At 38.5% G+C, this 12647-nt stretch carries 17 protein-coding genes; 13 read left to right on the forward strand and 4 right to left on the reverse strand.

The window, feature by feature from the left end; translation table 11 throughout:
- From VB691_RS23600 to VB691_RS23615, 4 genes are all read left to right on the forward strand, one after another.
- A partial coding sequence (locus tag VB691_RS23600) for a hypothetical protein (RefSeq protein WP_323293976.1) occupies window positions 1-382 on the forward strand: 382 nt, incomplete at its 5' end.
- Window positions 369-707 (forward strand): type II toxin-antitoxin system PemK/MazF family toxin, encoded by a 339-nt coding sequence (locus VB691_RS23605; RefSeq protein ID WP_323293977.1) that lies wholly within the window; start codon window positions 369-371, stop codon window positions 705-707. The genes VB691_RS23600 and VB691_RS23605, both read left to right, overlap by 14 nt.
- Before the next feature lie 103 nt (window positions 708-810).
- Window positions 811-2448 carry an ArnT family glycosyltransferase gene (locus VB691_RS23610; RefSeq protein WP_323293978.1) on the forward strand — a complete coding sequence of 546 codons (1638 nt, stop codon included), beginning with the start codon at window positions 811-813 and terminating at the stop codon, window positions 2446-2448.
- A gap of 96 nt (window positions 2449-2544) precedes the next feature.
- Window positions 2545-3426, forward strand: coding sequence for an alpha/beta fold hydrolase (locus VB691_RS23615; RefSeq protein WP_323293979.1), 882 nt, complete (start codon window positions 2545-2547; stop codon window positions 3424-3426).
- A gap of 113 nt (window positions 3427-3539) precedes the next feature.
- On the opposite strand, the gene VB691_RS23620 is transcribed toward VB691_RS23615, so the two are convergent.
- A complete protein-coding gene (locus VB691_RS23620) occupies window positions 3540-3950 on the reverse strand; it encodes a hypothetical protein (RefSeq protein WP_416245478.1) in 411 nt (136 codons plus the stop codon).
- Between the two features lie 213 nt (window positions 3951-4163).
- Between VB691_RS23620 and VB691_RS23625 the strand changes: the two genes are divergently transcribed.
- The 3 genes from VB691_RS23625 to VB691_RS23635 all read left to right on the forward strand — a co-directional run bounded on the left by VB691_RS23625 (window position 4164) and on the right by VB691_RS23635 (window position 6292).
- Window positions 4164-4775, forward strand: coding sequence for a low-complexity tail membrane protein (locus VB691_RS23625; protein WP_323293981.1), 612 nt, complete (start codon window positions 4164-4166; stop codon window positions 4773-4775).
- A 92-nt stretch (window positions 4776-4867) separates the two neighbouring features.
- Window positions 4868-5065, forward strand: coding sequence for a hypothetical protein (locus VB691_RS23630; RefSeq protein ID WP_323293982.1), 198 nt, complete (start codon window positions 4868-4870; stop codon window positions 5063-5065).
- 363 nt (window positions 5066-5428) lie between these two features.
- Window positions 5429-6292, forward strand: a complete 864-nt coding sequence (locus tag VB691_RS23635) for a tetratricopeptide repeat protein (protein ID WP_323293983.1) — start codon at window positions 5429-5431, stop codon at window positions 6290-6292.
- Here VB691_RS23635 and sipA read toward each other — a convergent pair whose 3' ends face one another.
- Together sipA and VB691_RS23645 are read right to left on the reverse strand one after the other, a co-directional pair.
- Window positions 6293-6541, reverse strand: a complete 249-nt coding sequence (gene sipA / locus VB691_RS23640; RefSeq protein WP_323293984.1) for a regulatory protein SipA — start codon at window positions 6539-6541, stop codon at window positions 6293-6295. It abuts the gene before it with no gap.
- A 118-nt stretch (window positions 6542-6659) separates the two neighbouring features.
- On the reverse strand, window positions 6660-7646 hold the full coding sequence (locus VB691_RS23645; protein WP_323293985.1) for a sirohydrochlorin chelatase: 987 nt from the start codon (window positions 7644-7646) through the stop codon (window positions 6660-6662).
- Window positions 7647-7870: 224 nt separating this feature from the next.
- Here VB691_RS23645 and VB691_RS23650 point away from each other — a divergent pair, with 224 nt between their 5' ends.
- Entirely contained in the window at window positions 7871-8659 is a 789-nt protein-coding gene (locus tag VB691_RS23650; protein WP_323293986.1) for a nucleotidyltransferase domain-containing protein, read from the forward strand.
- A 15-nt stretch (window positions 8660-8674) separates the two neighbouring features.
- On the opposite strand, the gene VB691_RS23655 is transcribed toward VB691_RS23650, so the two are convergent.
- Window positions 8675-9346: a bifunctional 4-hydroxy-2-oxoglutarate aldolase/2-dehydro-3-deoxy-phosphogluconate aldolase gene (locus VB691_RS23655; RefSeq protein WP_323293987.1), complete on the reverse strand. Its 672-nt coding sequence runs from the start codon at window positions 9344-9346 to the stop codon at window positions 8675-8677.
- A gap of 110 nt (window positions 9347-9456) precedes the next feature.
- Here VB691_RS23655 and VB691_RS23660 point away from each other — a divergent pair, with 110 nt between their 5' ends.
- The 5 genes from VB691_RS23660 to VB691_RS23675 all read left to right on the forward strand — a co-directional run bounded on the left by VB691_RS23660 (window position 9457) and on the right by VB691_RS23675 (window position 12642).
- A complete protein-coding gene (locus VB691_RS23660; protein ID WP_323293988.1) occupies window positions 9457-9888 on the forward strand; it encodes a nucleoside deaminase in 432 nt (143 codons plus the stop codon).
- 381 nt (window positions 9889-10269) lie between these two features.
- Window positions 10270-11256 (forward strand): RNA polymerase sigma factor, RpoD/SigA family, encoded by a 987-nt coding sequence (locus tag VB691_RS23665; RefSeq protein ID WP_323293989.1) that lies wholly within the window; start codon window positions 10270-10272, stop codon window positions 11254-11256.
- 252 nt (window positions 11257-11508) lie between these two features.
- On the forward strand, window positions 11509-11568 hold the full coding sequence (locus tag VB691_RS25900; RefSeq protein ID WP_416245479.1) for a hypothetical protein: 60 nt from the start codon (window positions 11509-11511) through the stop codon (window positions 11566-11568).
- Window positions 11565-11801, forward strand: coding sequence for a DUF6887 family protein (locus VB691_RS23670; RefSeq protein WP_323293990.1), 237 nt, complete (start codon window positions 11565-11567; stop codon window positions 11799-11801). The genes VB691_RS25900 and VB691_RS23670 overlap by 4 nt, the downstream gene beginning before the upstream one ends.
- Window positions 11802-12078: 277 nt before the next feature.
- Entirely contained in the window at window positions 12079-12642 is a 564-nt protein-coding gene (locus tag VB691_RS23675; protein ID WP_323293991.1) for a hypothetical protein, read from the forward strand.
- Window positions 12643-12647: the final 5 nt, after the last annotated feature.

Here is a 12647-nt window from a genome sequence, read left to right on the forward strand (position 1 = left end):
TCTTGGAAGCCCACACTGTACTTGGTACTCCAAGTCAGTGATGGGAGTTGTCACAAGTCAGAACATCTTATGTTATACATGGGGTATGATTAACATATCCCCATATAGATTCATAGAGATGGTGATGGATAGACAGGTAAATCCGATGGAAACCGTATCAGTATCCGCTCATTTTGATGGTGAACGAATTTTATTAGACGAGCCTTTTGAACTGGAACCAAACAGAAAGCTGATCGTAACTATCCTGCCCAAGCAAGATGCTGAACGTGAGTCTTGGCTGTGTTTATCCGGCAGCAGATTAGAAGATGCCTATGGTGAAGATGAAGAAGATTACTCCCTCGACTTAATCAAAGAACCGAATTCGGAGTATGCAGGAAGCTGATGTTGTTTTGACACCTGTTCCACAAGCGAATGGTGCTATCAAGAACCGTCCCGCGATTATTTTGCGGGAAATGCCCCCCTACAAAGATCTTTTGGTTTGTGGCATTAGTACCCAGTTGCATCAGCGAGTTCCTGATTTCGACGAAATTATCTCTCCTTCTGATACAGACTTTATTACCAGTGGTTTGAGAGCAGAATCTTTGATTCGGTTGGGGTTTTTAGCAGTGTTGCCCCGTCGTAATATCATCGGTTCCATCGGTTCGATTTCTTCAGAGCGACATCAACGCTTGCTGAAAACACTCAGTGATTACCTATCCCCATATTAGGATCAAGGAGATGTTTACATACCAGAAATATTAGATAATGCTACACTATTGCTGAACATTTACCAACATATTGTTAATTATCCCTATTTTTAAAACAAAAATCGTGTTCCTAAAACTTCCACCGTCAGTAATTTGGATATTACTGTTTGGTCTAATATTCCGTTCTATCATTGCCTTTTGGTTACTTCCTGGCTATGACGAAGGCTATTATTATCTTTACACCCAACATTTAGATTGGAGTTACTTTGATCATCCTGTTTTCGTCGCATTAACCACGGGTTTTGGTATTTGGTTAACAGGTATTACCTCCCCCTTTACTCTACGCATTGGCACCGTATTTTTATATACAGGTAGCCTATTATTATTATACTTTACCAGTGCCAGATTATTCAATGTTAAAGCCGCTAAAATTACCTTAATTATTGCGTCAATTATTCCCATTTTTCAAATTGGTTTTGGTATTGTCACCCTTCCTGATAGTCCTTTAATCTTCTTTTGGTCAGCAGCTTTATATTGTGCTGTTTATGAATTTTTTCCTGTAGATAATCAAATTTATCGCCCTAGTTATCGTCTTAGTATTTTAGGGATTTTAATTGGTTTAGCTTGCTTAAGTAAATATCATGGGTTTGTTTTAGGTTTCTCTTTAGTTGCCTTTTGTTTAAGCAGTTATTCTCATCGTCGGGCTTTATTTTCCCGTTGGACAGGATTAGGATTAATCTTATTTATTGTCACATTATTTCCTCTCTTATTCTGGAATTTTAATCATGATTGGATATCCTTTAAGTTTCAATTTTTTAACCGTTTTCTTCCGGTTCCCAATGTGCCAAAATCTCCCTACAATATTCTGAATTCTTTGGTTGTATTTGGGGTAGGAATTGGGTTACTTTTTCCAACAATTGGCTTCCCTTTATGGTGGGTTTTATTCCGAACTTTATTATTACAATTATTCGTACCATTAAGAAAATATGGTCAAGTTGATTTAGATGGTGCAAATAAACCTTATTTTTGGGAAAAACAATTATTTATTCTCTGGTTATCTTTACCCTTAACATTAGGATTAATTATCTTAGGTGGGAAACAACAAATTTTGGTTACTTGGCCTATTCCTGGTTATTGGGGAGCTACTTTATTATTAGGATTATATGCTGTTAAATGGGAAAAATATTCAAAGTTTTGGGTGGAATGGTGGTTAAAAGGAAGCACGATTATAATTACAACTATTTTGTTATTATTTTTAATTCATCTTAATACAGGAACTCTTTTAAAATCTAGTCAAAATGTTTTATTAGGTGGTGTTTTTACTTCAGATAATGATCCCTCTAATGAACTAATTGATGTTAAACAATTAAGAGAAGGAATAGCAAACTCTCCCATTCTTTATAATGCCTTAAAAGAGGCCGATTTTCTGTTTACGAATGCCTATTATTTAGGGGGATTAATTGATTTAGCCCTTAAACCCCTAAACCCCATTCCTGTGACTTGTTTTAGCTATGATAGACGAGGGTTTCCTTTTTGGCCAGATACGGATCAATGGGTTGGTAAAAATGCACTTTATATCACCTTAAAACGGTTTGCTGAAATGCCAGAATTAACTGCTGAATTTAGCGCATTTTTTGAAAGTATTGAAGAAATTGGTACAGTAGAAATTAAACGAGGAGGAGTTATTGTTAATGTTTTTTATGTTTATCAAGCGCATAATTTATTAAAACCCTATTTTTCTACAGAAAACTCTGTTAGATAAACTTAAATTTCTCAAATTAGGGCGTTGGGATGTCAATTGAGAAAAAGAGAGCTACACTAGAAAGAAGTTAACATTACTTTACAAACCGCGATCGCCATGCAAATAGCTACCATTTCCCCTAATGCTTCTGTATCTGGAAATTATTGGCAATGGCAAGGGCATAATATCTATTATGTCCGAGCAGGGGTTAGACATCCTCAACGTCCCCCTTTACTCTTGATACATGGTTTTGGTGCATCTACAGATCATTGGTACAAAAATATTGCTCAATTACAAGAAACCTTTGAAGTTTGGGCCATTGACTTATTAGGATTTGGACGTTCTGCCAAACCTAATTTACAATATAGTGGTAATCTTTGGCGAGATCAACTCAATGATTTTATTACAGAAATGATTGGTCAACCTGTCATTTTAGCGGGTAATTCTTTAGGGGGTTATGCTTCCCTTTGTGTGGCTGCACAATGTCCAAATGCAGCTAAAGGAGTAATTTTGCTTAACAGTGCAGGGCCGTTTGGTGATAGTAAAAATCCTAAACAACCTAATCCCATTCAGAAGTTAATTCGTTCGGTTTTGCTCCATCCTTGGCCCAGCTATTTATTATTTCAATATATGCGTCGCCCTGGAAATATTCGCAAGACCTTAAAAAAAGTATATCTTAATCAAGATGCAGTAACAGATAAGTTAGTTGAAGACATTTATCGTCCCTCTTGTGATGAGGGTGCTGCTCAAGTTTTTGCCTCCGTTTTTAAGACACCCCAAGGAGAAACTGTAGACAATTTATTACAACAATTAACCCATCCTTTATTAATGTTATGGGGTAGTGGTGATCCTTGGATGAATGCAAAACAAAGAGGGGAAAAATACCGCCAATATTATCCTAATTTAACCGAATATTATCTAGAAGCTGGTCATTGTCCCCATGATGAAATTCCTGATGAAGTTAACAGTTTAATTCATGATTGGGTGATGAGTCATTAAACTTATAAAGACAAGACTTGCTTACAAATTCTATAGGTAGGGGTAATTCATGAATTACCCCTACCTATAGCACAATTTATCAAAATATTGTGTCAGTCCTAAATCTAATATAATTATTCTTGGGCTGTAATTAAATAGCTTTTCCAAGATAATTCTTCAGAAGCTTTTTTATTATCTTTGCTCAAGAGTCGCCAGGTTTTCCCCTCAGCTTGTCGCTGAAGATAAATCTCAAATTGATTATTCTTTTGATTCACTTGTTGACGAGGTAAAATTAATTTCAAATTATAAGTCCCTTGTAGATGATAAGTAGGCAATTCAGAAACCACAATTGAATCAATATTTTTAACATTAATTTGACCAATTTCTAACTGAGGATGCTTCGTATTTAACTGTTGACTCAGAGGATTTAATCGTTGACTAAGTTGTAAGCGGATGGCTTGTTGTATAATGTCTCCATCAGGGGCAAACTCAATAGGGGCAGTTGCCGTACCACAAGCTGTTAAAAAAATCAACAAAACTGTCATTAATAAGCCTTTTGTTAAAAGCTTTTTGAGAGAAGGCAGATAAGCAGCAAGGGATGATAGACAACGGTAAAACAATTCTGTTTTTGGCCAATGCCAAAAGCTTAATAGGGGAGATAATTGTGGGCGATTCATGCTAATCTAAAGGAAATAACTCAGAAAAAACGCTAGAATTTAGCTTACCAAGAAAACAGAATTATGGGTTAATAAAAAATCATGAACAATTTTCGTCTTGAGCCCTTTTTGTGGATTCATTTAGCAGGGATAGCCGTTGCTCCCTTATTATTATTGGTAATGGGGTTAGGATTAGCTGTAGCCGATCCTTTGCCTTTTTATTGGTTAGAATTAGTATTCTTAGCTGTTGTGGGTATTTTGCCTATTTTGTGGATGCAGTGGACAAGCCCTTTTGATATTTTTAGTATCTTAATCGTTGCCATTAAACCCAGCAGCTTAACCCCTGACCAACGCAAGATTTTAAGTCTGTTGAAAACGAGAAAAAATAAGATTCTTAATGCAATTGCTGCCCTAGTATTATTAGGCATTGGATGGCAATTGTATCACTGGGCCCCTCTTGCTGCAATCACAGCACAAATGCTTCCTCAATGGCGTATTTTAGGACTAATAATCGCAGTGATCGCCTTTTTATTGACTAACCTATTTATTCAAATTCCTGTGAGTGTTGTGGGGGTTTTATTGACCTCACAACAACAATGGTTAAAGACTGAACCCTATGATCTCGAAAAAATTCTCGACGATTTTACCATACTAGGATTACGAGTTAACAAAATCTTCTTAATTCCAACAATTACTCCCCAGGAAGAAACATAATTTCTCCCTAATTGTGTCATAGATATCAGCAGGGTCAAAGGCATCTGGGTTATGCTAAGGGAGGTAACGTTAAACGAATTTGAGATAAGCCCATGACAAGCCTAACCGTTTCCCCTGACCGTCCGGCTGATGAAGAACGGGAAGTTTGGGAAAGTCTTCAACAGGCGATCGCTGATTGTTCTGGATTTCAACAATGGCAAGCCCGACAAAAGACTCCCCCTGAAATTTTATCCCTCGATCAACAAGTGCGGTTATATCTTCGGGAAACCCTAGAAACCTTAGCTTATTAACCCTTTGAACGAGGGCTTCTGCCCTCACTTTCCAGGACATCCTAGGCATTCTGTTAAGGTTTAGGCTGATGATGCTTCACAGGCTTAGGAAGGGGCGTGAGACGAGGGGAAGGGATTTTTGGGGAAGATGAAGGGCGATCGCCAGAGGTGATAGGTTTTTAAGGTACGAGAAAGTGGAGGCTACGCCGTTTAGTTATTGGTCGGGCTGGTCGGGCATTCATCCTCAACAATCACGAGGATGAGGGAATTCTGCCCGACATTCGGTTAAAATAACCTTTATGACCCCCGATCAATTTTTAGGATTGTTTGGTACACCTAACAAATTAACAAAACACTCGAACCATTTCATTTAATTATCTCTTTATGAAAATCTCTAAAACCAAGCATCGCCGCTGGATTTATATTGCTTTAGTATTAATGCTCTTAGCCTTAATTTCCTTCTCCATTTTACCCTTAGTCAGTAGTATTGTTCAAGCTCGTCAACCTCAAGGGGAGAATTTATCTTTAGCTGCCACAGAATCCGCTAAATTAGAGAATGAAGCCCTAGGCTATCAACTGGTTTTAGAACGGGAACCTGATAATGATAATGCCCTGCGTGGGTTGTTAGAAGCACGACTGAGACAGGGAGATCTGGCCGCTGCGCTCATTCCCTTAGAACGGTTGGCCCAACTGAACCCCCAACAACCTGAGTATGGCTTATTATTAGCCCAAGGAAAACAACGCTTACAAGACTATGAGGGCGCAACTGCTACCTATCGGGAGATTTTAGCGGCCAACCCTGGTGAAATAGCGGCCCTAAAAGGAATGGTTGATGTATTGATCGCCCAAAACCGTTCTCAACAGGCGATTAATTTAGTACAAAATACCCTGAATGAAGCCCTCAAAGATGGGTCTAAAGAGTCTCAGTCAGAGAGTCATTTTAATTTAACATCTCTCCAATTATTGTTAGGGGAAATTTACACCCAACAACAGCGTTATGATGATGCTTTGACCATTTATGATCAAGCAATTAAAGGGGATACTGATGATTTTCGTCCTCTCTTAGCTAAGGCAATTATGTTAAGGCAACAGGGCAAAGAAACGGAAGCACAAACCATATTTACAGATGTCATTCTTAAAGCTCCTGTTCAATATAAAGAGCAACTCAAAGACATTGCTTTAGAGGGTCAAAAATCAGCTAGTAAAACTGAAAAACCAGTGACAAAAACTGAGGAAGAAACTAAATAGTTAAGTCTCAGTATTAGATGATTTTTGGGCGGTTAAAAGGGCAATATATTGACTTTCTATTAAGAAAGTTCCTCTGGCAAATTTAACCCCCCAATAACCCCCAGGACGACGATCCATAACTGTTCCTTCCTCACCAATTTCTAAGATATCAGCAGGGCGTAACATAGGCATAGGATCGGCAGTTTTCAAATAGGGAGGTTTGGCAATTAAAGAAACTTTACTACCAACAGCAACTCGTTGTTTATTCATAATTAAAATAGGACTGATTATTGTCAACTAAATTTATTATAACTTATTATTTAATACAGTATAGGGACGCTTCAGAAAACGCCCCTACAGAACCAAACCTGTTATAATTTAATTAAGCTCATGGTGTTTGCCAAATTCGTTGATGATAATCTTCAACTTTGGCGTAAGGATCAGGGTTTGAATGATGATGATGGCCATGATCGTGGGAATGATGATGATGACCATGATCCTCAACCGCAGCAAGACGAAACTTACACATTTCACAGTTCATAATGACTTGTCCCTGTTGAGTTTCTAACTCTCTTTCCCTGACAACTTGTAACAGTTGAGGATGAATACCCATCTCCGGTAAACAAGTCATCTCAATCTCAGGATAAAGGGTTTGTTGTTCGGCAGTGGTTTGAAAAATTTTTTTGACTAATGCCCCAGTAAACAAGAAATAAGGTAACACAATAATCCGTTTTGGTTGGTAAAAAAGGGCCCGTTTAAACCCTTCTTCTAGACGAGGATGAGTAATACCAATAAAACAGGTTTCTACTGTCTGATAACCGCTACCTTCCCATACTATTCTAGCTAACTTACAGACATCCCCATTAGCATCAGGATCACTAGAACCCCTCCCAACAAATAATAACACCGTCTCAGACCGTTTAATTTGCTTGGGGTTAGCGTGGGGATGATCGAACTCAGCTAAGCGTTCCTGCCACAATTTTAACAGGTTGGGGGTAATGCCAAAATGTCGCCCATAGTGAAACTTTAACTCAGGATAACGCTCTTTGGTGCGATCGAGTTCATTGGTCACATCAAACTTATTATGACGCGCTGCAAATAGGAGAATTGGTAAGGCAGAAATATCGGTATAACCTTGGGATACACAATAGTCTACCCCTTCTTGAATGTAGGGTTCTGTCAGTTCCAAAAAGCAAGGAATAACGGGACGAGAATGGTCTAATGCTTGATAAGCAGCAACAAAGTCAAGAAATGTTTGTTTTCCGTCTATATCTCTCGTTCCATGACCGATCATGAGGAGAGGACGGGATAAAGGTAAGGGGGGAAAATGAAGGGACTTTAGGGAGTCACACTTATCTAGCTTTGCGGTGGACATTAATTGTTTAGAACTCCTGTACTTATATCTAATGGCAATTCTGACCTCTACACTGTGGTTAGAACCCATAAGCCCATGCTTTTTTATGGTAGCGAACTTTGAGTTTTGTTGAAATGCGGGGTGGGGGGGTTGAGGTGATGGTTTGTGAGGGCATAATATATTATGTCCTGGCTAAAGTCAGATGTGATTTTATTTAAGATTTAAGTGATTTAATTTTTGGGAAAATGAGGAATATTACCTTAGAAGAAAGAAAACAAAAAGCCTTAGAAATAGCAAAAAATTGTATTCAGATTTTAAAGCAAGAATTTGGTGCAAATGATGTTATTATTTTTGGTTCTTTGCGTGGGGATAGTCCTTGGCATTGGGAATCTGATCTTGATTTAGCGGTTAAAAGAATGTCAGATGAGCAAATTTGGGATGCCTATGGAAAACTAGAAAAAATTCTTCCTTCTTGGCTACAATTTGATTTAGTTCCTGTTGAACAAGTTCCTTATTATGTCCGCGATCGCATTTTACAAACAAAACCTATGTCTGATAATTTGTATTTAGCTCTGAAAACCCGTCTTGAAGATGAAATGCTGGCTTTTGAAGATAATTTTACAATGTTAATTTCTCTTATGGATCAAGCTCAAACTGTTCCTGAAGCTTTCGTAACTCCTACTTTAGCAAGTTATATTGTTGATGTTTATACGGGATGTGAACATATGAGTGAACGGGTAGCAGTTACCTTAGATGGGGGTTTACCTACAGGGCAAAATTGGCATGAACAATTATTACGCCAAATGGCAGATCCTGGTAATCATAACCGCCCCCCTTTATGGCAAGGTTCCCTATTATTAGAGTTAGATGAATATCCAAAATTTAGCCATTTAGTTCGCCATAATTATCAAGTTAAATTAAAAGCAAAGTCTGTGCTTGTTTTGGCTAAAAAACTAATAGAAACTGCTCCTAAAGTTAGAGAAGCAATTAAACAGTTTAATCAATGGTTAGAAAATCAAGACAATCAAACATGATTTGTTAAAATCATGTTAAATTGTTAGGAAATGTTGTATTCTTTCCCTTAAAATTTCTGCCTGTTTTGTAACAACTTCCCAGTCTTGATTATTAATAGCATGACGGGGAAATAATTGACCCGATAAACCCACAGCGATCGCCCCTGCTGCGAGAAAATGAGCCGCATTGTCTAAAGTTACGCCACCGGTCGGAATTAAAGGAATTGAACCAATGGGCCCCTGTAATCCTAGAATATAAGAAATGCCGCCAATTGCCTGTACCGGAAAGACTTTAACACAACTCGCTCCCCCTTGCCAAGCAGTAACAATTTCTGTGGGAGATAAAGCCCCTGGAATAATAGGAATTTGGTGATCAATTGCTGTTTTAATTAAGCTTTGATTGGTGTGGGGAGTAAAACAGAATTGTACCTGAGCAGCGATAGCTTCTTGTAAGTCTTCTAGGGTTAAAATTGTTCCTGTGCCAATGATACAATCTGGTAATTCTATTTTTAATTGTTGAATAATTTGAGCAGGGTTTTTACTATTCCAAGTAATTTCAATCAGTCGCATTCCGCCTTTTGCTACTGCTCTGGCCATGTTTAAACCTAAGTCTATATCATCCGTCCGAATGACAGCGATCGCCCGATGTTGTCTTAACAGTTTTTGCCAAGACTCTGATATTTTAAGAGAGGAATTTATAGTAGACAAATTCGTTAGAAGAAATAACGCTTTTTACTTCCCCATTGTAGCAAATTAGTTTAAAATAGATCTAGGTTATGAGGCAATTAAACTCAAAAAAATCTAGGAGATGAACCCCGATGGATGAATTTATGGCAGCAGCGATCGCTGAAGCAAAACAAGGGCTAAAAGAAGGGGGTATTCCCATCGGTTCCATTTTAGTAAAAGATCAGATAATTATTGGCAGAGGACACAATAAACGGGTTCAAGAAGGTGATCCCATTACCCATGCAGAAATTGATTGTTTACGCAATGCGGGGCGGATCGGTAATTATCAAGATACAGTTCTTTATTCTACCCTAATGCCCTGTTATCTTTGTGCAGGAGCAGTGGTTCAGTTTAATATTAAAAAAGTAATTGCCGGAGAATCAAAAACTTTCCCAGGAGCGAGAGAATTTATGGAATCTCACGGCGTTGAAGTGATTGATTTGAATTTAGATGAATGTCAAAATTTGATGCGACAATTTATCGAAAAAAATCCCTTACTTTGGAACGAAGATATTGGTAAATAAGCCAAAAATTTTCCTCAACTATCAACAATACGGGAATAACCGCCTTCAGGTTCGGAGATTTCACCAACTTTAAACCTTTTATTATATTCATTTTTGAGCCATGATAGTAATAGCGAAGGCCAGTTACTGGCTGAGGCTCATCCTTCAACCCCTTAGTTAATCTAGTATTGGCTCGTTTTTAACATCTCGTAAAAACCAATGAACCTTTTCGATCTTGCCATCGTCTAAAGAGATGAGTTAAGATAAAAACAAGTTAAAGTCATACCGACTTCACTTTGTAACTTTTCTTTCCAGTCCCCATGTATTAATTAATAAACATTTTGGGAAAGATAAGAATATTAACAGACTTTTAAGCAGATTTAAGGAGTCAAAACTGTACCAATGCCCACTGCTAACGTGAACACCAAAACCAAACAGCCTACGTATTCAGCAGATATGGTGCGGACTTATCTGCATGAAATTGGGCGGGTACCTCTGTTAACCCACGAACAAGAGATTGTTTATGGGAAACAAGTCCAAAAAATGATGACCTTGTTAGAAACAAAAGAGAATCTTGCTGAAAACTCAGGACTCGAACCCAGTCTAAGAGAATGGGCCAAGGCGGTAGAGATGACGGAAACCAGCCTGAAAAAAATCCTAGAACAAGGAAATCGCGCCAAACGGAAGATGATCGAGGCCAATTTGCGCTTAGTCGTTGCCATTGCCAAGAAATATCAAAAGCGCAACATGGAATTTCTCGACCTGATTCAAGAAGGTAGCTTAGGACTGGAAAGAGGTGTAGAAAAATTCGACCCAACCAAAGGCTATAAATTTTCGACCTATGCTTATTGGTGGATTCGCCAGGCCATTACGCGGGCGATCGCGCAACAAGCAAGAACCATCCGTTTACCCATTCATATTACCGAGAAACTGAATAAAATCAAGAAAACTCAACGAGAACTCTCACAGAAATTAGGAAGAAGTGCCACTCCAGCCGAAATTGGCGAAGAATTAGAGATTGAACCCGCTCAAATTCGGGAATTTCTCAGCATGGCCCGTCAACCTATTTCCTTAGATGTTCGTGTCGGGGACAATCAAGATACGGAACTCTCGGAACTTTTAGAAGATCAAGGCATTTCCCCTGATCATTACATCACCCAAGAGTTATTACGCCAAGACCTCACAAATTTGATGGCGGAACTCACCCCCCAACAAAGAGCAGTTTTAACCCTTCGTTTTGGTTTAGAAGATGGCACAGAACTATCTTTAGCCAAAATTGGCAAAAAGCTCAATATTAGTCGGGAAAGGGTGCGTCAACTGGAACATCAAGCCTTAGCCCAACTGCGGAGACGACGGGGCAATGTCAAAGAATATCTAGCAGCAAGCTAAGAAAAAATTGAAAGGGATAAGCAAATAATAATCGCTTATCCTTACCCCGATTTTTAAAGACAGCAAACCAAGCATTATTTCGTTACTATTTGCTAAAAAATCGGGGTTTTCAGGCTAGGTGCAAGATCTCGGTTAAACTCAGATCTTGCACTTGAACCAAAAATCGGATCTTTTGCCTAAATTTCAACGAAAGAATCAGGGTTTAACGGTTTTAAAATAATCAGATTAGACGAGCGTAGTAAAAATATCGTTATGTTAATTGGTGAAGATATCGAAATTGAAATCAAACCAAATGGAGAATGGATAAAATGACTCAAAAACCTAATTTTAAAACCATGAGTTCTCAAGAATTAAAAAGTTATGTATTATCCCATCGAGAGGATGATGAGGCTTTTCATGCTTATGTTGATAAAATAAACGAAAGAAAAGATCGTGTTGTTTATCCTCCTTTACAGTCCTTAAAAGATCTGGAAAAATATCCTGAAGTCATTGAACAAATGCGTCAAAATAGCTCTCCTGACGCTCATTGTCGGGGCAATTCATGAATGGCCCCGACAATAGGCACTAAACTAATAATTAATAACGCCGCTATTGCCTGATTCTATAAACGGCGATCGCCTAAACAACGCAAAAAATTGAGTAAGCATTGCTGAAATCCATACCTCAGATGAGGGATCTCCTGTCAATGCGTAAGTCCTAGTTTTGTCCAAGTTTTGGCAGATCAAACTTCCCTAAATTATTTCCCAAATAATCTGGACAAGTTTAGACTGATAGGATATCATATCGGGGAGTCCCTTATTAATAGGATATAGAGGAAACCCAATGATAAATACCAAGGCTATAGTCTATAGCTCGATCGCAAGTACATTACTCGCTGGCGCAGCTACATTAATCGCTGGAACCGCAGCACAGGCGCAAGAGGTGCCAATACCGGTCCCCGAAGATAAGCCCCTTAGCATTACGCAGTCAAGCAGTGTCACAGTAGACGGAGTGACAGTAAATTTCGATTACACGATCTACCCTCTCGATGAAAGAATGGTCAACGGACAGATTGACTATTTGTACGACATTCTACAGCCATTCTATATCATTTTCACTGTTGATACTGAAACTGAAGAAGTTATTCCAGAAGTTATTCAAGGCACCGCTCCAGGTGATGCTACCTTTGACTATGTACAATACGATGAGCTTTCTGCAATTCTAGATCCCACTGGTACTTTCGGTTTCACTTTCAGGGATCTCGGTGCTCCTTCTGTTTTCAATCAAGAATTTATCACGATTCCCGCTTTTTCGCTACTACCTGGTGAAAGATTCGTTAATTTCACAGCCAGTCTGGCAGCAATTCTCATTTTAAAAAACCCCCAGATAGTTTCCTGCCCAATGTAGTACAA

The sequence above is a fragment of the Crocosphaera sp. XPORK-15E genome (genome assembly GCF_034931425.1).
Lineage (GTDB): Bacteria > Cyanobacteriota > Cyanobacteriia > Cyanobacteriales > Microcystaceae > UHCC-0190.

Excerpts from the sequence above, each read along its gene's own strand:
- VB691_RS23605 (WP_323293977.1), top strand. The coding sequence starts at position 369 with ATGCAGGAAGCTGATGTTGTTTTGACACCTGTTCCACAAGCGAATGGT.
- VB691_RS23615 (WP_323293979.1), top strand. The coding sequence starts at position 2,545 with ATGCAAATAGCTACCATTTCCCCTAATGCTTCTGTATCTGGAAATTAT.
- VB691_RS23620 (WP_416245478.1), bottom strand. The coding sequence starts at position 3,950 with ATGACAGTTTTGTTGATTTTTTTAACAGCTTGTGGTACGGCAACTGCC.
- VB691_RS23625 (WP_323293981.1), top strand. The coding sequence starts at position 4,164 with ATGAACAATTTTCGTCTTGAGCCCTTTTTGTGGATTCATTTAGCAGGG.
- VB691_RS23630 (WP_323293982.1), top strand. The coding sequence starts at position 4,868 with ATGACAAGCCTAACCGTTTCCCCTGACCGTCCGGCTGATGAAGAACGG.
- VB691_RS23635 (WP_323293983.1), top strand. The coding sequence starts at position 5,429 with ATGAAAATCTCTAAAACCAAGCATCGCCGCTGGATTTATATTGCTTTA.
- sipA (WP_323293984.1), bottom strand. The coding sequence starts at position 6,541 with ATGAATAAACAACGAGTTGCTGTTGGTAGTAAAGTTTCTTTAATTGCC.
- VB691_RS23645 (WP_323293985.1), bottom strand. The coding sequence starts at position 7,646 with ATGTCCACCGCAAAGCTAGATAAGTGTGACTCCCTAAAGTCCCTTCAT.
- VB691_RS23650 (WP_323293986.1), top strand. The coding sequence starts at position 7,871 with ATGAGGAATATTACCTTAGAAGAAAGAAAACAAAAAGCCTTAGAAATA.
- VB691_RS23660 (WP_323293988.1), top strand. The coding sequence starts at position 9,457 with ATGGATGAATTTATGGCAGCAGCGATCGCTGAAGCAAAACAAGGGCTA.
- VB691_RS23665 (WP_323293989.1), top strand. The coding sequence starts at position 10,270 with ATGCCCACTGCTAACGTGAACACCAAAACCAAACAGCCTACGTATTCA.
- VB691_RS23670 (WP_323293990.1), top strand. The coding sequence starts at position 11,565 with ATGACTCAAAAACCTAATTTTAAAACCATGAGTTCTCAAGAATTAAAA.
- VB691_RS23675 (WP_323293991.1), top strand. The coding sequence starts at position 12,079 with ATGATAAATACCAAGGCTATAGTCTATAGCTCGATCGCAAGTACATTA.